This window comes from Streptomyces sp. NPDC014991 (assembly GCF_043080665.1).
GTDB lineage: Bacteria > Actinomycetota > Actinomycetes > Streptomycetales > Streptomycetaceae > Streptomyces.
Window position 1 is genome coordinate 63,353 of sequence record NZ_JBIBVY010000005.1, and the last position, 16,441, is coordinate 79,793.

Sequence of the window (16,441 nt, forward strand, 5' to 3'; positions counted from 1 at the left end):
TCGGTCCGTTCGTCGGGAGCAGCGGGGGAGCGTCGGCGGGGGCGGCTGTCAGGCGGGCTGGGTGACCGGCGGCAGCAGCGCGCGCAGCGGCGCGGTGTCGGGGTGGTCGGCGATCGCGGCTTCCACCGCCGCGTCCAGCGCGGCCTCGGCGTCGCCGTCCGGCGTGGTCCCCGCGCCCTGGCCGGGCAGCCGCACCGACGCCGGGCGGGACCAGGAGAACTCCCAGCGCAGCAGCGAGCGGGAGCTGAACTCGGCAAGCACCATGGTGCGCAGCGACCGGCGCAGCACCGGTCGTACGAACTCCCGGTGGGCCCGGCCCTTCGCGGCAGCCGCCTCGTCCGACATCGGCAGCAGCTCCGCCAGCCGCCACAGCCGGTCCTCGTCGATGACGTCCAGCAGCGCGGACAGGGTCGCAGGCTGCCCGGTGTACCCGGCCAGCGCCCGGTGCAGCGGGGTCTGCGCGGCCGCCAGGTTCGCGGACATCGAGGCGTCGAGCAGCTCCTCCCAGCCGGCGGCCCGCGGGTGGCGGAGCAGCCTGCGGGCGAGGACGGCGTCCTCGAGCGCGGCCAGGGTGCGCGCCGGGTCGGTCAGCAGGTCCAGGGCGGCGCCCCGGGCCTCCTCGGTGCGCCCGTCGGCGGGCAGGGCCTCGATCCGGCGTACCCGCTCGGCGATCGGCGGGTGGGAGTCGTACGGCCCGGCCGGTTCCTCCGGCAACTCCGCGCGCAGGCCCACCAGCTCCGGTTCACGGGCCGCGAGCAGTCGGCCGAAGCCGCCGAAGAACTCGCCGCGCGGCGGCAGCAGCCCGGCCGGCACGCCCAGGGTGGCGTAGCCCTCCAGGTAGAAGTCGTGGGACGACGACAGGACCGGGATCTCGCGCAGTGCCGACGCGGTCGCCTCGCGTCCGGCGATCCGGGCGGCGGTCAGGTCGGCGGCGTACTCCTGGGCGCGCGCGGTGGACAGCGAGGCGCGCAGGTACAGCCTGCCGTAGGCGGTGTAGATCCTCGCCATCGTCCGGTACGTCGCCCCGGTGCCGGCCGTGTCGACCTCCTTGGCCTTCTTGCCCTTGGCGACGCGCGCGGCGGACGCCCGTTCCTGCCGGGCCCGGTCGGCGGCCACCTTGTCGTCCGCCTTGGCGTGGAACTGGTCGATGACCCGGGCGATCTGCACACGGCCGCGCACGACGAGCGCGGACAGCCGGGTGTCGCCGCCGGTGAAGTGCCCGTACTCGTGGGCGAGTACGGCTTTCAGCTGGGCCTCGGTCAGGCCGGTCAGCAGCGGGACGCCGAGGTAGAGGCGGCGCGGGCCGGGGAGGAGCCCGAGCAGCCGGGGGTTCTCGCTGACGGCCGCGTTGACGTCACCGGTGAGCAGGATCCGGTCGGGGGCGCGGGTGCCGGCCGCCGCGGCGAGGTCCCGGACCAGCGCCCACAGCCGGGGCTCGTCGGCCTCGGTGACCGGGATGCCGGGGCCGTCCTCGCCCTTGGGGGTGCGCAGCACGAACATGCCGCGGACGACGGGGATGGCCAGCAGCACCGTGACGAAGCCGATCTTCGCCGTGAGCGACCCGTGGCCCCACGTGAAGACGAGGACGTCGAGGCCGATCAGCGCGGCGAGCAGGACGAGGCTCAGCAGGTAGAAGCCGAGCAGCAGGACGAGGGCGCGCAGCGCGCGCAGAGTTGCGCCCATCGGGCAGATCCCCCCACAGGACCTAGGAAAGGACATGACAAGGCACACCCCAGCGACCGATCGGTGCGGGTGGTGCGGTGTGGGGGGATGCGGAGTATGCCCTACCGCAGGTCAGCAGGGCAATGCGAGGCCGGGGGCGCGGGCTGGTCGTGGGGCTGACGGCGCGGGGGCGCCGGCGGGTGACGGCCGGCCGACGGGTGCCGGTGACCGTGGGCGCCGGTGACGATCGGCGGGTGGGCGCCGGCCGCGGACGACGGATGTGCCGTTGCGGGCCCGCTCGTGGTGCCGGCCGTGGTCCGCGGGGGTGCCGCCGGCCGTGCGGGGTGCCGCCGGCCGTCGTCGGCGGGCGGGCCGGGACCTGGGCGGGGGCCGGTCGGGGCTCAGCCGGGGAGGTCGGCCGGACTGCCGCCGTTGGCCTCGTAGCCGGCCACCGCCAGCGCGCGGTAGACGGCGAACTCCGCGGCCGGGTCGGCGCACAGCGTCCAGGGCAGGGCGCCGACGTGACCGTCGACGTGCACCAGCTGGTGCATGGCCTCCGCCCAGCGCTCGGCGCGGACCAGGAAGAAGACCAGCAGATGCCGGACGTGCGGCAGCACCGGGTCGTCGGGGCGGGCCGCGTGCACCGCGTGCAGCGCGCCGTGGATCGCCCGGGTGACGACCTCGCTCTGGTAGAAGCCCGCGACCAGGTTCACCTCCGGGAGGTGCTCGAACACGGCGAACAGCGGCAGCGCGGCGAGCAGCGAGCCTCGCGGGGCGCGGGCGGCGGCGGCCTCGGCGAAGGCGTACGCCTGCTCGCGTGAACCGTGCCACTTCTCGCACCAGTAGTGCAGCGCGGCCAGGTGCGCGCCCATGTGATGCGGGGCGCGGTCCAGGATCTTCAGCCACAGCTGCTCGAACTCGGCCTCCGAACAGGCCAGTGCGCGGGCGACGGACAACTCGACGAGATACGGCACCGGGTCGCCGGGAGCCAGCAGGGCCGCCTGGGCGCAGGCGGCCTGGGCTTCCTCCATGATGATCCGGAACTCGTCCGTGCCCCGCGTCGACGTCCGCCAGGCCTGCTGCACCAGGAACTCCGCGTGGACGGCGGCGCCGCCCGCGTCCTTGGGCTGCTCGGCCCGCCACACCCTGAGCCACTGGCCGCCCGGAATCGCGTGTATCCCGCCGGGGCGCTGCTGGAGCTCCAGCGCGGCGGCGCCCGCGAAGGCCTGCACCCGCTGCCAGCGCAGCTCGCCCTCGGTCTCGGTGCCGGCCAGCAGCTGGGCGGCGGCCCGGTAGTCCTGCGTGCGCTGCACCAGCTCCAGCACGTCCAGCAGGTCCTGGTCCGGGCCCGGCATGCGCACGTCCAGCTCCTCCTGACGCACGAAGCCGTAGTCCTCCGGGTCGGCGGCGTCCGGGTGTCCCGGAGGGACCTGCTCGATCATCCCGCGCCTGCGCCGCATGACCGGGAGCAGGACGAAGCCCAGCATGAGCAGCGCCATCAGCAGCCAGAGAATCGCCATGCCCCAAGCGAACCAGACGCCGCCGGCAATTGGCGAACCCCGTCGCGTGCCTGTGGAAAACCCTGGACCGGAGCATGACAGGGACGCGCGGGAGCCCGCACAGGGATATCCCTAGCGCCGGTGGCCCCCGAGCCGGGCGGCCCTCAGGATCCGGCCAGGCGCACTACGCTCGGTGGACATGAGCGACAGGCACATCAGTCAGCACTTCGAAACCCTCGCGATCCATGCGGGCAACACCGCGGATCCCCGCACCGGCGCGGTCGTCCCGCCGATCTACCAGGTCTCCACCTACAAGCAGGACGGCGTGGGCGGGCTGCGCGGCGGCTACGAGTACAGCCGCAGCGCCAACCCGACCCGGACGGCACTGGAGGAGAATCTCGCCGCGCTGGAGGGGGGCCGCCGCGGTCTCGCCTTCGCGTCCGGCCTGGCGGCCGAGGACACGCTGCTGCGTACGCTGCTCGTCCCCGGCGACCACGTGGTGATCCCGAACGACGCCTACGGCGGCACCTTCCGGCTCTTCGCCAAGGTCGCCACCCGCTGGGGAGTCGAGTGGTCCGTCGCCGACACCAGCGACCCGGCCGCCGTGCGCGCCGCGATCACCCCGAAGACCCGGGTCGTCTGGGTGGAGACCCCCTCCAACCCGCTGCTCGGCATCACCGACATCGCCGCCGTCGCCCAGGTCGCCCACGACGCGGGCGCGCGGCTCGTCGTCGACAACACCTTCGCCACGCCCTACCTCCAGCAGCCGCTGGCGCTCGGCGCCGACGTCGTCGTGCACTCCCTGACCAAGTACATGGGCGGCCACTCCGACGTGGTCGGCGGCGCGCTGATCGTCTCGGACCCGGGCCTGGGCGAGGAACTGGCGTACCACCAGAACGCGATGGGCGCCGTCGCCGGCCCCTTCGACTCCTGGCTGGTGCTGCGCGGCACCAAGACCCTCGCGGTGCGGATGGACCGGCACAGCGAGAACGCCACGCGGATCACGGACATGCTGACCCGTCACGCGCGCGTGACGAGCGTGCTCTACCCGGGCCTGCCCGAGCACCCGAACCACGAGGTCGCCGCCAAGCAGATGAAGGCGTTCGGCGGCATGGTGTCGTTCCGGGTGGAGGGCGGCGAGGCCGCGGCCGTCGAGGTGTGCAACCGGGCCCAGGTGTTCACCCTCGGCGAGTCGCTCGGCGGCGTCGAGTCCCTCATCGAGCACCCCGGCCGGATGACGCACGCCTCCGCGGCCGGCTCCGCGCTGGAGGTCCCGGGCGACCTGGTGCGTCTGTCCGTCGGCATCGAGAACGTCGACGACCTGCTGGCGGACCTGAAGCAGGCCCTCGGCTAGGGCCTCTCTTTCGGATCCTGCCGGGGTCGCGGGGGCAGGCGGGCGTCCGATGACACGGGCCCAGCAGCCCCGGGTCACCAGCCGGTGACCGGCGGAGTCGTCTGCGAGGGCGGCTCCGCCCACGGGCGGGCCTCGGCCGCCCACACGGCGAACACGACGGCCGCGGCGCACACCAGCAGCCACAGCACCCGGCGGGCGAGCCGCCGCTGCCGCAGCCGGCGCTCGCCGCGCCGTGCCGCGTCCGCGTACAGCTCCGGCGGTACGGGGGCCGGCGTCCGTTCCATGATCCGACGTACGGCGGCCTCCCGCTCGGACCGGTTCACCACGCCCTCCCGCCGGGTCCGGCCCTCATGACGGTGCCACCTTCGGGCCCGCCGTGCGGGGGCCGGCCGGCCGGGCGGGGTGCAGCAGGGTTGCCGCCGCGCGGTCGCAGACCGTGTGCACGTGTTCCGCGGGCAGCCCGAGCAGGGCCGCGGTCTGTTCCTCGGCGACGCCCTCGTAGAGCCGCAGTACCAGGATCAGCCGTTCCCGTGGGGTCAGCGTGGCGAGCGGGCTGCCCGGATCGGCCCGGGAGCGGCCGGGGAAGCCGTACCGGTGCCATACCGTGCGCGCGAAGCGCGTGGCGAGGTACTGGCGGGCGCAGTCGTACGGGTCCTCGCCGCGCAGCCGGTCCCAGCGGGCGTAGGTGTGCGCCAGCGCGTGCGTCAGCAGGCGCCGCGCGCGTGGGTTGGCGTCCGGCGCCTCCGCGGTGAGCAGCGTGGCGGCGTGCAGGAGGCGTCCGGCCGCTCCGGCGGCGAACGCCTGGAACTCCCCGGTCCGGCGGGCATCGCGGGCCGCCTGCCGATCACGCACCGGACCTCCCCCCTGAAGGGGCCCTGTCCGGTACGGGACAGGTGAACCGCGTACGACGCAGGACCCGGTCTCATATGAGACCGGCGGCGGCCCCGGGTCAAGGGTCAGGAGCGTGTCAACGGGCCGGTGCGCCCGGGCCACGGGCGGGCGGGGACCGCTCAGGCCGTCGGCGGCTGGTCCGGCCCCGGACCGCCCGGTGCCGCCATCCGCGCGGAGAGCGCGCCGTTGAAGCGGGTCAGGAGCGTGCAGAACTGCTCGCGCTCCTCAGGCGCCCAGTCGTGTGTCAGCTCGGCCATGAGCTGACGTCTGGACGAGCGCACCTCCTCCAGCCGGGCGGCCCCGCGCGGCGACAGCTGGAGCACCACCGCACGTCCGTCCTCCGGGTGGGAGGTGCGCTTGACGAGCCCGGTGTCGACCAGGGGCGCCACCTGCCGGGTGACCGTGGAGGAGTCGATGCCCATGCTGGCCGCGAGTGCCTTGACGCCCATCGGGCCTTCCCTGTCGAGCCGGTTGAGCAGCAGGTACGCCGCGCGGTCCATGGAGTTGCGCACCTGGCCGATGCCGCCGAGCCGGGTCTGTTCGGCACGGCGCGCGAACAGCGCCACCTCGTGCTGGAGGGTGTCGAGGAGACCGGTGTCACCGACGGTCGTCATGTCCATCGACATATCAGGTGTTGTGGGCATGGCCGGAGGCTCGCTTCATGAAGGCTGCTGGGTTGGGGGACAGGGTACGCGGCCCGGCGCCGAGCCGTACCGGCGCTGCGCGAACCCGGTCTCGCAGCTTGGGCACACCCGTCGTGCGCTCGGCTGAACTGCGATGCTGGAGTCATGAGCTACGGCACGGCCGGCACCTTGCGTTCCGTCACGCTGGACGACGTACGCGGTGCCCGGAAGATGCTCTCGGGCGTGGCACGCGTGACGTCCATGGAGGGCAGCCGACACCTGTCCCAGCTGGTCGGCGCGCCCGTCCACCTCAAGTGCGAGAACCTCCAGCGCACCGGCTCGTTCAAGCTGCGCGGCGCCTATGTGCGGATCGCCGGGCTGCTGCCCGAGCAGCGGGCGGCCGGCGTGGTCGCGGCGAGCGCCGGCAACCACGCGCAGGGCGTGGCGCTGGCCTCCGCGCTCCTGGGGGTGCCCGCGACGGTGTTCATGCCGCACGGCGCGCCACTGCCGAAGATCAGCGCGACCCGGGAGTACGGCGCCGAGGTGCGCCTGCACGGCCAGGTGGTCGACGAGACGCTGGCCGCCGCCCAGGAGTACGCGGCCGGGACGGGCGCGGTGTTCATCCACCCCTTCGACCACCCGGACGTGATCGCCGGGCAGGGCACGGTCGGCCTGGAGATCCTGGAGCAGTGCCCCGAGGTGCGCACGATCGTCGTCGGTGTCGGCGGCGGGGGGCTCGCGGCCGGGATCGCGGTGGCGGTGAAGGCGCTGCGGCCGGACGTCCGGGTCGTGGGCGTGCAGGCGGAGGGCGCGGCGGCCTATCCGGCCTCGCTGGCCGCGGGCCGCCCGGTGTCGGTGCGGAACCCGGTGACGATGGCCGACGGCATAAGGGTGGGCCGGCCGGGCGTGGTGCCGTTCGGGATCGTCGAGGACCTGGTCGACGAGGTGCGCACGGTCACCGAGGACCAGTTGTCGGCCGCGCTGCTGCTGTGCCTGGAGCGGGCGAAGCTGGTGGTGGAGCCGGCCGGGGCGAGCCCGGTCGCCGCACTGCTGTCCGCGCCGCACGCCTTCGAGGGGCCGGTCGTCGCGGTGCTCTCCGGGGGGAACGTGGACCCGGTGCTGATGCAGCGGGTGCTGCGGCACGGCATGGCCGCCCAGGGCCGGTACCTGGCCGTACGGCTGCGGCTGACGGACCGGCCCGGTGCCCTCGCCACGCTCCTCGGGGTGCTGTCGGCGGCCGACGCCAACGTCCTCGACGTGAGCCACGTCCGCACCGACCCCCGGCTCGGGCTGGCGGAGGCGGAGGTCGAGCTGCACCTGGAGACGAAGGGCCCGGCGCACTGCGCCGAGGTCGGCCAGGCGCTGCGGAACGCGGGATACACGGTCATGGCCTGACCACCGGGCGTCCGGTCACGGCGCATGGGCGGCCACGCGGTACGGCACGGGCGGCACGGCGAAGCCCCCGGCGGTCCCGCTGGGGGCGGGGCGCCGGGGGCTCGAAGCGGACCGGGGGCCGGGATCAGTCCGTGTACGGCACGGCCTTCAGGATCCGCACCGAGGCCTTCTTGCCGTTCGGCAGCTCGTACTCCGCGTCCTCGCCGACCGAGTGACCGGTGACGCCCGAACCGAGCGGGGACTGCGGGGAGTACGTCTCGATGTCCGAGCTGGCGTACTCGCGCGAGGCGAGCAGGAACGTCAGCGTGTCGTCCTCGTCACCGTCGAAGGCGATCGTGACGACCATGCCCGGCGCGACGACGCCGTCCGCGGCCGGCGCCTCGCCGACCTTGGCGTTCTCGAGGAGCTGGGTCAGCTGGCGTACCCGCAGTTCCTGCTTGCCCTGCTCCTCCTTGGCGGCGTGGTACCCGCCGTTCTCGCGCAGGTCGCCCTCCTCGCGCGCGGCCGCGATCTTGGCGGCGATCTCCGTGCGCGCAGGACCAGTAAGGTACTCAAGCTCGTCCCTGAGCTTGTTGTACGCCTCCTGGGTCAGCCAGGTGACGTTCTCGCTGGTCTGGGTCACAGGGTGCTCCTCGTCGGTACTGGTCAATACAAAGCATCGCCCTACCCAGAAGAATGTTCCCTCTTGGATGGGCGAAACCACGAGCCTAACAATTCGCGGCCGAAAGGGGGAGGACATAACCCATCAGAATCACATCGGCGCAGGTCAGGGTCTGCGCATCCCGGGTGATCCGAGGAGTGTCCGCCCGTCCTCAGCCGGTGTGACAGCCCAGCAGCTCGGCGGTCGTCCCCCGGGCCGTCGTGCGGAGCGTGACGACCTTGTCGATCCGCGTGGCGGACCCGGAGAAGCGGAAGTCGGCCCGGCCGACCTCGGCGCCGTCGGCCGACTGGGACCGCACGGTGCAGTAGCCCGAGGCACCGGCGTCCTTGCGCACCTCCAGATGCGCCCGCACCGCGTCGTCGGACGCCTTGAAGGCGATCACCTCGCCGCTGATCTCGTTCTGCGCGACGTAGTGGTAGGCGAAGTAGCCGACCAGGGCGAGCAGGGCAGCGCCCAGCACCGTCGCGGCGATCCTGAGCCTGCGGTCGGCACGCTCGTCCGAGGAACGGCCGTAGCGGCCCTCGGGCAGCCGCGCGCTCGCCGTACTCATGATCGTCCTCTCCGCGGAATTATTCGCCCCCCGATTCCGTCACTATAGAAGCCGCCGATCGCGCCGAAGACCCGGGGCGCCGACTGACCGAGGATTGAGTCTTGACTGACCAGCTGCGACTGATGGCCGTTCACGCGCACCCCGACGACGAGTCGAGCAAGGGCGCGGCCACCATGGCGAAGTACGTGTCCGAGGGGGTGGACGTGCTGGTGGTGACCTGCACCGGCGGGGAGCGCGGGTCCATCCTCAATCCCAAGCTCCAGGGTGACCGGTACATCGAGGAGAACATCCACGAGGTCCGCCGCAAGGAGATGGACGAGGCCCGCGAGATCCTCGGCGTCCGGCAGGAGTGGCTCGGCTTCGTCGACTCCGGCCTGCCCGAGGGCGACCCGCTGCCGCCGCTGCCCGACGGCTGCTTCGCCCTGGAGGACGTCGACAAGGCCGCCGGGGAGCTGGTGCGCAGCATCCGCTCCTTCCGCCCGCAGGTGATCACCACCTACGACGAGAACGGCGGCTACCCGCACCCCGACCACATCATGACCCACAAGATCTCCATGGTGGCGTTCGAGGGCGCGGCGGACCCCGAGAAGTACCCCGAGGCCGAGTTCGGCCCCGCCTACCAGCCGCTGAAGCTCTACTACAACCAGGGCTTCAACCGCCCCCGCACCGAGGCGTTGCACCAGGCCATGCTCGACCGCGGCCTGGAGTCGCCGTACGGGGACTGGCTGAAGCGGTGGAACGAGATGGTGCGCACCGAGCGCACGCTGACCACCCACGTCCCGTGCGGGGACTTCTTCGAGATCCGGGACAAGGCGCTGATCGCCCACGCCACGCAGATCGACCCGGACGGCGGCTGGTTCAAGGTGCCGCTGGACCTCCAGAGGGAGGTCTGGCCGACCGAGGAGTACGAGCTGGCGAAGTCCCTCGTCGACACCTCCCTCCCCGAGGACGACCTCTTCGCGGGCGTCCGGGACAATGCCTGACATGAGCGCAAGCGTGAGCCTCGCAGTGACGCACCTCGTCCCCCTCGCCAAGGAGGTGGACGAGAACAAGGTCACCCCCGGTGTCCTCGGCTTCATCGTCTTCGCGGTGATGGCCCTGGCCGTGTGGGGTCTGATGAAGTCGATGAGCAAGCACATGCGGAAGGTCGACTTCCAGGAGTCTCCGGACGTCGGCGCGGACAAGGCCGGACAGCAGGCCGACTCCCCGGCCCGGCAGGGCTGACCCGGGACCACCGTCCCGCCGGTACCGCCGCGCCGTCACCGTGCGGGCGTGGCGGTCCGGTGCCGTGCGGCCGCCGGACCACCGCCGGTGCCGCCCCGGCGGGGGCGCACCGCCCCCGTGGTCCGGTGCCGGGCAGGGCACGCCCGGTGTCTGCGCGTCTCTCCGCGCTGCCGGAGGCCGTGGCAGAGTGGAACGGTGAACCGACTGGCCCATGAGACGTCCCCGTATCTGCTCCAGCACGCCGACAACCCCGTCGACTGGTGGCCCTGGTCGGCCGAGGCCTTCGAGGCCGCCCGCGAGGCCGGCAGACCCGTCCTGCTGAGCGTCGGGTACTCGAGCTGCCACTGGTGTCACGTCATGGCCCACGAGTCCTTCGAGGACCGGGCCACCGCCGACTACCTGAACGAGCACTTCGTCAGCGTCAAGGTCGACCGGGAGGAACGCCCGGACGTGGACGCCGTCTACATGGAGGCCGTCCAGGCGGCCACCGGACAGGGCGGCTGGCCCATGACCGTGTTCCTCACCCCGGACGCCGAACCGTTCTACTTCGGCACCTACTTCCCGCCCGCCCCCCGGCACGGCATGCCCTCCTTCCGGCAGGTGCTGGAGGGCGTCCAGCAGGCCTGGACCACCCGCCGCGACGAGGTCGCCGACGTCGCCGGGAAGATCGTCCGCGACCTCGCCCAGAGGGAGATCAGCCACCAGGGTGACCGCGCGCCCGGTGAGCAGGAGCAGGCGCAGGCCCTCCTCGGGCTCACCCGCGAGTACGACCCGCAGCGCGGCGGATTCGGCGGCGCGCCCAAGTTCCCGCCGTCCATGGTGCTGGAGTTCCTGCTACGGCACCACGCGCGGACCGGCGCCGAGGGTGCCCTCGAGATGGCGCGGGACACGTGCGAGCGGATGGCGCGCGGCGGCATCTACGACCAGCTCGGCGGCGGGTTCGCCCGCTACTCCGTCGACCGCGACTGGGTCGTGCCGCACTTCGAGAAGATGCTCTACGACAACGCCCTGCTCTGCCGGGTCTACGCCCATCTGTGGCGGGCCACCGGGTCGGACCTGGCCCGGCGGGTCGCGCTGGAGACCGCCGACTTCATGGTCCGCGAGCTGCGCACCAGCGAGGGCGGGTTCGCCTCGGCCCTCGACGCCGACAGTGACGACGGCAGCGGGCGGCAGGTGGAGGGGGCGTACTACGTCTGGACGCCCGAGCAACTGCGCCGGGTGCTCGGGGACGACGACGCCGGCCTCGCCGCCCAGTACTTCGGCGTGACCGATGAGGGCACGTTCGAGCACGGCCAGTCCGTGCTCCAGCTCCCGCAGACGGAGGGCGTCGCCGACGCCGGGCGGATCGCGTCCGTACGGAGCCGGCTGCTCGCCGAGCGCGCGCGACGGCCCGCCCCCGGCCGGGACGACAAGGTCGTCGCCGCCTGGAACGGCCTCGCCGTCGCGGCCCTCGCCGAGACCGGCGCCTACTTCGACCGGCCCGACCTGACCGAGGCGGCCCTCGGCGCCGCCGACCTGCTCGTCCGCGTCCACCTGGACGAGCACGCCCGCCTCTCGCGCACCAGCAAGGACGGCCGTGTCGGCCCGAACGCGGGCGTGCTGGAGGACTACGCCGACGTCGCCGAGGGCTTCCTCACCCTCGCCTCCGTCACCGGCGAGGGCGTCTGGCTGGACTTCGCCGGGCTGCTCCTCGACCAGGTGCTGACCCGGTTCACCGACGCGGGGACCGGCGCCCTGTTCGACACCGCCGCCGACGCCGAGCAGCTCATCCGCCGGCCCCAGGACCCCACCGACAACGCCACGCCCTCCGGCTGGACCGCCGCGGCCGGCGCGCTGCTGGGGTACGCCGCTCAGACCGGCTCCGAGGCCCACCGGACCGGCGCCGAACGGGCGTTGGGGGTCGTGAAGACGCTCGGGCCGCGGGTGCCCCGGTTCATGGGGTGGGGGCTCGCCGTCGCCGAGGCACTGCTCGACGGGCCGCGTGAGGTGGCCGTCGTCGGACCGGCCCGGGACGACGAGCGGACGACCGCCCTGCACCGTACGGCGCTGCTGGCGTCCGCCCCGGGGGCCGTGGTCGCCCGTGGCGTCCCGGACAGCGACGAGTTCCCGCTCCTCGCCGACCGCGTCCTCATCGACGGCGCGCCGACCGCGTACGTCTGCCGCGGGTTCGTCTGCGACCTGCCGGTGACGGACCCGGCCGCCCTTCAGGCACGGCTGAGCACCCCCTGAACCGGCCGGGTGCCCGGCCGGCCGGCGCGGATCGGCCGTGCCGTACTCAGCCGCCCTGGGGGCGCATGCCCAACGCCCGTTCCACGACCGCCTCCAGCTGTTCGTGGTGGGCGCCCTTCCAGTAGGCCCGGCCGCAGGCCGTGCACTGGGCGAAGACGTCGTACGACCGCTGGGTGCCGCCCTTGAGCTGGTCGGCGACCTCCTGACGGGTGGCCTCCCTCAGCAGGCCGTTGCAGGCGGTGCAGCGGGTCCAGGGGCGCAGGCCGGGGGCGAAGCGGTCCAGGACGTCGTGCAGCTGGTCGTCGGGCCGGGTGCTGTACACGAAGGCGCCGGCCCACAGTTCGCGGCGGCGCAGCAGGCCCCGGTCGCGGCTCAGCAGGACCCGTTTCTCGGCCGCCGAGCGGGCGGCGAGCGCCGGGTCGCCGATGTCCGTCGACTCGTACGCCGTGTCCACCCCGAGCAGCCGAAGCCGGCGGGCCAGGGTGCCGAGATGGACGTCGAGGAGGAAGCGGAGGGGCGCGCCGGGGACCCGCTGGGGGCGTGTCACCTCCTGGACCCGCACGGTCTCGCCCGCCACCGGGATGTGGGACGGGGCGACCTCGCGGCCGTCCACGACGAACGTGCCGACCTCGGTCAGGGGCACCCCGAGGGACTCCACGACGTGGCCGAGGGTCGAGACGCCGTCCGTGGTCAGGGCCGTGGTGCCGGCGCGCCGGGCGGGCGGCACGAACAGCTGGAGTCCGGGGGCGACTTCGACGTGGATCTCGGGTCCGTTCACCCCGTCAGGATCGCACGGGCCGCCGTCCCCGCCTCAGTGGTTCTCCCCGGCCAGGCCGTGCGCCAGGACGTCCAGGGCGCGGTCGACCAGGGACGCGAGGTCGTCCCGGTGGCCCTTCTCCGCCCAGTACAGGGAGGTCTCCATCAGGCCGCCGACCAGGGACATCGCGTGGACCCGCACCTCCAGGCCGTCCGGGGCGAGGCCGGTGCGCTCGCCGATGGCCTGGCAGAGCATGCGGCCGGTGACCGACATGCTCTCCCTCACGCGGGAGCGCACCGCGGGAACCTGGACCATCAGCCGGGTCCGCAGCCGGGACGTGCGGGGATCCTCCTCGACGCCCCGCCGGACGGCCTGCCCCAGAACGTGGCGGACGGTGTCCGGCCACGGTTCGTCCGGGGGCCGCCGCCGGATCTCCGCCAGGAGGAGCGGACCGTACTCGTCGGTGACGACGATGTCCTCCCTGGCCGGGAAGTACCTGAGGACGGTCGACGGCGACACCTCGGCCCGGGCGGCGATCCGGTCGATCGTCGTGGCCTCCCAGCCCTGCTCCTCGATCAGCGCGTACGTGGCCGCGCGGATCGCCTCCCGGGTCCTGGTCTTCTTGCGTTCGCGCAGGCCGGGGCGGCGCCCGTCGGGGGCGGAGGCGGTGGGCGGGGGTGCGGCCGTCATGCCGGTCATTGTCGGGCATCCACCGTGGCGGCGGCCACGGCCGGGGGCGGCGCCGGGGACGAGGTCAGGCGTGCTGGTAGGCCACCAGCGAGATGCCGATGTAGTGGACGACGAACGCGGCGAGGGTCAGGGAGTGGAAGACCTCGTGGAAGCCGAACCAGCGCGGTGACGGGTTCGGCCGCTTGATGCCGTAGACCACACCGCCGGCGCTGTAGAGCAGGCCGCCGACGACCACCAGGACCAGGACGGCGATGCCGCCCGTGCGCGCGAAGTCGGGCAGGAAGAAGACGGCCGCCCAGCCCATGGCGATGTAGCAGGGCGTGTAGAGCCAGCGCGGGGCGCCGACCCAGAAGACGCGGAAGGCGATGCCGGCCGCGGCGGCGCCCCAGATCCCCCACAGCAGCCACCGGCTCTTGGCGCCGGGCAGGAGCAGCAGGGTCAGCGGGGTGTAGGTGCCCGCGATGATCAGGAAGATGTTGGCGTGGTCGAGGCGGCGCAGGACACGGTCCGTCCGGGCGCTCCAGTCGCCCCGGTGGTACAGCGCGCTGACGCCGAAGAGCAGGCAGGCCGTGAGGACGTAGATCCCGCAGGCGACGCGGCCCCTGGGGGATCGGGCGCCGGCGGTGAGTACGAGTCCCGCGACGAGTACGGCCGGGAACATGCCCAGGTGCAGCCAGCCGCGGAGCCGGGGCTTGACCGGATGCGGCAGGGGGAGTTCGACGGGACCGCGGCCGGCGGCCGGCGTGTTCGTGGGCGTGTCGGGGACGGACGCAGTCATGGATCGCATGGTACCCAGGCCGCCGGAAATCGCCCATCAGTGCCGCCCATTGAAGGCCTCGTGGCAAAAAGTCCTTCAGTCGAACCCAATGCGGACGCAAAGAACCGAGGAAACCGTGGGATTCCTCACGCCGCTCACCTGTGATGCCCTCTGGACAGATGGGCACTAGAATCGGATGATCAAATGAGTGCGGTCGGCACCGGATGAGCGGGCTACGAAGCATCCGGGTCGCGGCCCCCACGGGGCGAACAACCCAAATTCCCTCATTTAGGAGCAATCGTGGCGCGCGACATCGCGGCTCCCACCGTCGTCCCCACCCACCACCAGGAACTGATCTCGTGGGTCAACGAGATTGCCGAACTGACGCAGCCGGACAGCGTGGTCTGGTGTGACGGCTCCGAGGCCGAGTACGAGCGGCTGTGCGAGGAACTGGTCGCCAAGGGCACGTTCCGGAAGCTGGACGCGGTCAAGCGCCCCCACTCCTACTACGCCGCGTCCGACCCGAGCGACGTCGCGCGCGTCGAGGACCGCACCTTCATCTGCTCCGAGAAGGAGCAGGACGCGGGCCCGACCAACCACTGGAAGGCCCCCGCCGAGATGCGGGAGATCTTCGCCGGCGAGCAGGGCCTGTTCCGCGGCTCCATGCGCGGCCGCACGATGTACGTCGTGCCCTTCTGCATGGGCCCCCTCGGCTCCCCGCTGTCCGCGATCGGCGTGGAGATCACCGACTCCGCCTACGTCGCCGTCTCCATGCGCACGATGACCCGCATGGGCCAGGCCGTCCTGGAAGAGCTGGGCGACGAGGGCTTCTTCGTGCGCGCCGTCCACACCCTCGGCGCCCCCCTGGCGGAGGGCCAGGAGGACGTGCCGTGGCCGTGCAACTCCACCAAGTACATCTCGCACTTCCCCGAGTCGCGCGAGATCTGGTCCTACGGCTCCGGCTACGGCGGCAACGCCCTGCTCGGCAAGAAGTGCTACGCCCTGCGCATCGCCTCCGTGATGGCCCGCGACGAGGGCTGGCTGGCCGAGCACATGCTGATCCTCAAGCTCACCCCGCCACGGGGCGAGTCCAAGTACGTCGCCGCCGCCTTCCCCAGCGCCTGCGGCAAGACCAACCTCGCCATGCTGGAGCCCACGGTCTCCGGCTGGACCGTGGAGACGATCGGCGACGACATCGCCTGGATGCGGTTCGGCGAGGACGGCCGCCTCTACGCGATCAACCCCGAAGCCGGTTTCTTCGGCGTCGCGCCCGGCACCGGTGAGCACACCAACGCCAACGCGATGAAGACCCTGTGGGGCAACGCCGTCTTCACCAACGTCGCGCTCACCGACGACGGCGACGTGTGGTGGGAGGGCATGACCGAGGAGCCCCCGGCCCACCTGACCGACTGGAAGGGCAACGACTGGACGCCGGCCTCCGGCACGCCGGCCGCCCACCCCAACGCCCGCTTCACCGTGCCGGCCTCGCAGTGCCCGATCATCGCGCCCGAGTGGGAGGACCCCAAGGGCGTGCCGATCTCGGCGATCCTCTTCGGTGGCCGGCGCGCCAGCGCGGTCCCGCTGGTGACCGAGTCCTTCGACTGGAACCACGGCGTGTTCCTCGGCGCCAACGTGGCCTCCGAGAAGACCGCTGCGGCCGAGGGCAAGGTCGGCGAGCTGCGCCGCGACCCGTTCGCGATGCTGCCGTTCTGCGGCTACAACATGGGTGACTACATGGCCCACTGGGTCGACGTGGCCAAGGACAAGGACCAGTCGAAGCTTCCGAAGATCTACTACGTCAACTGGTTCCGCAAGAACGACGAGGGCCAGTTCGTCTGGCCCGGCTTCGGCGAGAACTCCCGGGTCCTGAAGTGGATCGTGGAGCGGCTGGAGGGCACGGCGGAGGGCGTCGAGACGCCGATCGGCATCCTGCCGGCCAGGGGCGCCCTGGACACCGAAGGCCTCGAACTGTCCGAGTCCGACCTGGACTTCCTGCTCACCGTCGACAAGGACGTGTGGCGCGAGGAGGCCGCCCTGGTCCCCGGTCACCTCGAGACCTTCGGCGACCACACGCCGAAGGAGCTGTGGGACCAGTACCGCGCGCTGGTGGAGCGCCTGGGCTGAGCGCCCCCGACGACTCCACGGCCGG

16 protein-coding genes are annotated in these 16,441 nt (G+C 72.9%); 6 read left to right on the forward strand and 10 right to left on the reverse strand.

Annotated features, from left to right (window positions below; genetic code table 11):
- Positions 1-48 precede the first annotated feature (48 nt).
- Positions 49-1,683 carry a M48 family metalloprotease gene (locus tag ACF1BE_RS10695; protein ID WP_392198635.1) on the reverse strand — a complete coding sequence of 545 codons (1,635 nt, stop codon included), beginning with the start codon at positions 1,681-1,683 and terminating at the stop codon, positions 49-51.
- Positions 1,684-2,063: 380 nt separating this feature from the next.
- Complete coding sequence (locus tag ACF1BE_RS10700) at positions 2,064-3,182, reverse strand: hypothetical protein (protein WP_392198636.1); 1,119 nt, start codon at positions 3,180-3,182, stop codon at positions 2,064-2,066.
- Positions 3,183-3,360: 178 nt separating this feature from the next.
- Here ACF1BE_RS10700 and ACF1BE_RS10705 point away from each other — a divergent pair, with 178 nt between their 5' ends.
- The gene (locus ACF1BE_RS10705) at positions 3,361-4,515 is read left to right on the forward strand and encodes a cystathionine gamma-synthase (protein ID WP_392198637.1); all 1,155 of its coding nucleotides are present in this window, start codon (positions 3,361-3,363) and stop codon (positions 4,513-4,515) included.
- 74 nt (positions 4,516-4,589) lie between these two features.
- Here the strand turns inward: ACF1BE_RS10705 and ACF1BE_RS10710 are convergent, their stop codons facing one another.
- From ACF1BE_RS10710 to ACF1BE_RS10720, 3 genes are all read right to left on the reverse strand, one after another.
- Positions 4,590-4,838: a hypothetical protein gene (locus ACF1BE_RS10710; RefSeq protein ID WP_392198638.1), complete on the reverse strand. Its 249-nt coding sequence runs from the start codon at positions 4,836-4,838 to the stop codon at positions 4,590-4,592.
- Positions 4,839-4,863: 25 nt separating this feature from the next.
- Entirely contained in the window at positions 4,864-5,367 is a 504-nt protein-coding gene (locus tag ACF1BE_RS10715; protein ID WP_392198639.1) for a sigma factor-like helix-turn-helix DNA-binding protein, read from the reverse strand.
- Between the two features lie 158 nt (positions 5,368-5,525).
- Positions 5,526-6,032, reverse strand: coding sequence for a MarR family winged helix-turn-helix transcriptional regulator (locus ACF1BE_RS10720; protein ID WP_392198868.1), 507 nt, complete (start codon positions 6,030-6,032; stop codon positions 5,526-5,528).
- A 162-nt stretch (positions 6,033-6,194) separates the two neighbouring features.
- On the opposite strand from ACF1BE_RS10720, the gene ilvA reads away from it, so the two are divergent.
- Positions 6,195-7,424: a threonine ammonia-lyase gene (ilvA, locus tag ACF1BE_RS10725; RefSeq protein WP_392198640.1), complete on the forward strand. Its 1,230-nt coding sequence runs from the start codon at positions 6,195-6,197 to the stop codon at positions 7,422-7,424.
- 124 nt (positions 7,425-7,548) lie between these two features.
- On the opposite strand, the gene greA is transcribed toward ilvA, so the two are convergent.
- Together greA and ACF1BE_RS10735 are read right to left on the reverse strand one after the other, a co-directional pair.
- On the reverse strand, positions 7,549-8,046 hold the full coding sequence (gene greA / locus ACF1BE_RS10730; protein WP_392198641.1) for a transcription elongation factor GreA: 498 nt from the start codon (positions 8,044-8,046) through the stop codon (positions 7,549-7,551).
- 190 nt (positions 8,047-8,236) lie between these two features.
- Positions 8,237-8,635 (reverse strand): DUF4307 domain-containing protein, encoded by a 399-nt coding sequence (locus ACF1BE_RS10735; RefSeq protein ID WP_392198642.1) that lies wholly within the window; start codon positions 8,633-8,635, stop codon positions 8,237-8,239.
- 101 nt (positions 8,636-8,736) lie between these two features.
- Here ACF1BE_RS10735 and mca point away from each other — a divergent pair, with 101 nt between their 5' ends.
- The 3 genes from mca to ACF1BE_RS10750 all read left to right on the forward strand — a co-directional run bounded on the left by mca (position 8,737) and on the right by ACF1BE_RS10750 (position 12,088).
- Positions 8,737-9,618, forward strand: a complete 882-nt coding sequence (gene mca / locus ACF1BE_RS10740; RefSeq protein ID WP_392198643.1) for a mycothiol conjugate amidase Mca — start codon at positions 8,737-8,739, stop codon at positions 9,616-9,618.
- A complete protein-coding gene (locus tag ACF1BE_RS10745) occupies positions 9,611-9,859 on the forward strand; it encodes a hypothetical protein (protein ID WP_392198644.1) in 249 nt (82 codons plus the stop codon). Before mca ends, ACF1BE_RS10745 begins: the two co-directional genes overlap by 8 nt.
- A gap of 195 nt (positions 9,860-10,054) precedes the next feature.
- Positions 10,055-12,088: a thioredoxin domain-containing protein gene (locus ACF1BE_RS10750; protein WP_392198645.1), complete on the forward strand. Its 2,034-nt coding sequence runs from the start codon at positions 10,055-10,057 to the stop codon at positions 12,086-12,088.
- Positions 12,089-12,134: 46 nt separating this feature from the next.
- Here the strand turns inward: ACF1BE_RS10750 and ACF1BE_RS10755 are convergent, their stop codons facing one another.
- From ACF1BE_RS10755 to ACF1BE_RS10765, 3 genes are read right to left on the reverse strand one after another with little or no spacing between them, the layout of a single operon-like run.
- Complete coding sequence (locus tag ACF1BE_RS10755) at positions 12,135-12,866, reverse strand: Mut7-C RNAse domain-containing protein (RefSeq protein ID WP_392198646.1); 732 nt, start codon at positions 12,864-12,866, stop codon at positions 12,135-12,137.
- Between the two features lie 33 nt (positions 12,867-12,899).
- Positions 12,900-13,544, reverse strand: coding sequence for a TetR/AcrR family transcriptional regulator (locus ACF1BE_RS10760; RefSeq protein WP_392198647.1), 645 nt, complete (start codon positions 13,542-13,544; stop codon positions 12,900-12,902).
- A gap of 55 nt (positions 13,545-13,599) precedes the next feature.
- On the reverse strand, positions 13,600-14,313 hold the full coding sequence (locus ACF1BE_RS10765) for a hemolysin III family protein (protein ID WP_392198648.1): 714 nt from the start codon (positions 14,311-14,313) through the stop codon (positions 13,600-13,602).
- Between the two features lie 279 nt (positions 14,314-14,592).
- Here ACF1BE_RS10765 and ACF1BE_RS10770 point away from each other — a divergent pair, with 279 nt between their 5' ends.
- Positions 14,593-16,416 (forward strand): phosphoenolpyruvate carboxykinase (GTP), encoded by a 1,824-nt coding sequence (locus tag ACF1BE_RS10770; RefSeq protein WP_392198649.1) that lies wholly within the window; start codon positions 14,593-14,595, stop codon positions 16,414-16,416.
- Positions 16,417-16,441: the final 25 nt, after the last annotated feature.

What these genes read in the sequence shown, in the direction of transcription:
- ilvA (WP_392198640.1), top strand. Translation starts at nt 6,195, where the DNA reads ATGAGCTACGGCACGGCCGGCACCTTGCGTTCCGTCACGCTGGACGAC.
- ACF1BE_RS10760 (WP_392198647.1), bottom strand. Translation starts at nt 13,544, where the DNA reads ATGACCGGCATGACGGCCGCACCCCCGCCCACCGCCTCCGCCCCCGAC.
- ACF1BE_RS10695 (WP_392198635.1), bottom strand. Translation starts at nt 1,683, where the DNA reads ATGGGCGCAACTCTGCGCGCGCTGCGCGCCCTCGTCCTGCTGCTCGGC.
- ACF1BE_RS10765 (WP_392198648.1), bottom strand. Translation starts at nt 14,313, where the DNA reads ATGACTGCGTCCGTCCCCGACACGCCCACGAACACGCCGGCCGCCGGC.
- ACF1BE_RS10735 (WP_392198642.1), bottom strand. Translation starts at nt 8,635, where the DNA reads ATGAGTACGGCGAGCGCGCGGCTGCCCGAGGGCCGCTACGGCCGTTCC.
- ACF1BE_RS10705 (WP_392198637.1), top strand. Translation starts at nt 3,361, where the DNA reads ATGAGCGACAGGCACATCAGTCAGCACTTCGAAACCCTCGCGATCCAT.
- ACF1BE_RS10720 (WP_392198868.1), bottom strand. Translation starts at nt 6,032, where the DNA reads ATGTCGATGGACATGACGACCGTCGGTGACACCGGTCTCCTCGACACC.
- ACF1BE_RS10700 (WP_392198636.1), bottom strand. Translation starts at nt 3,182, where the DNA reads ATGGCGATTCTCTGGCTGCTGATGGCGCTGCTCATGCTGGGCTTCGTC.
- ACF1BE_RS10745 (WP_392198644.1), top strand. Translation starts at nt 9,611, where the DNA reads ATGCCTGACATGAGCGCAAGCGTGAGCCTCGCAGTGACGCACCTCGTC.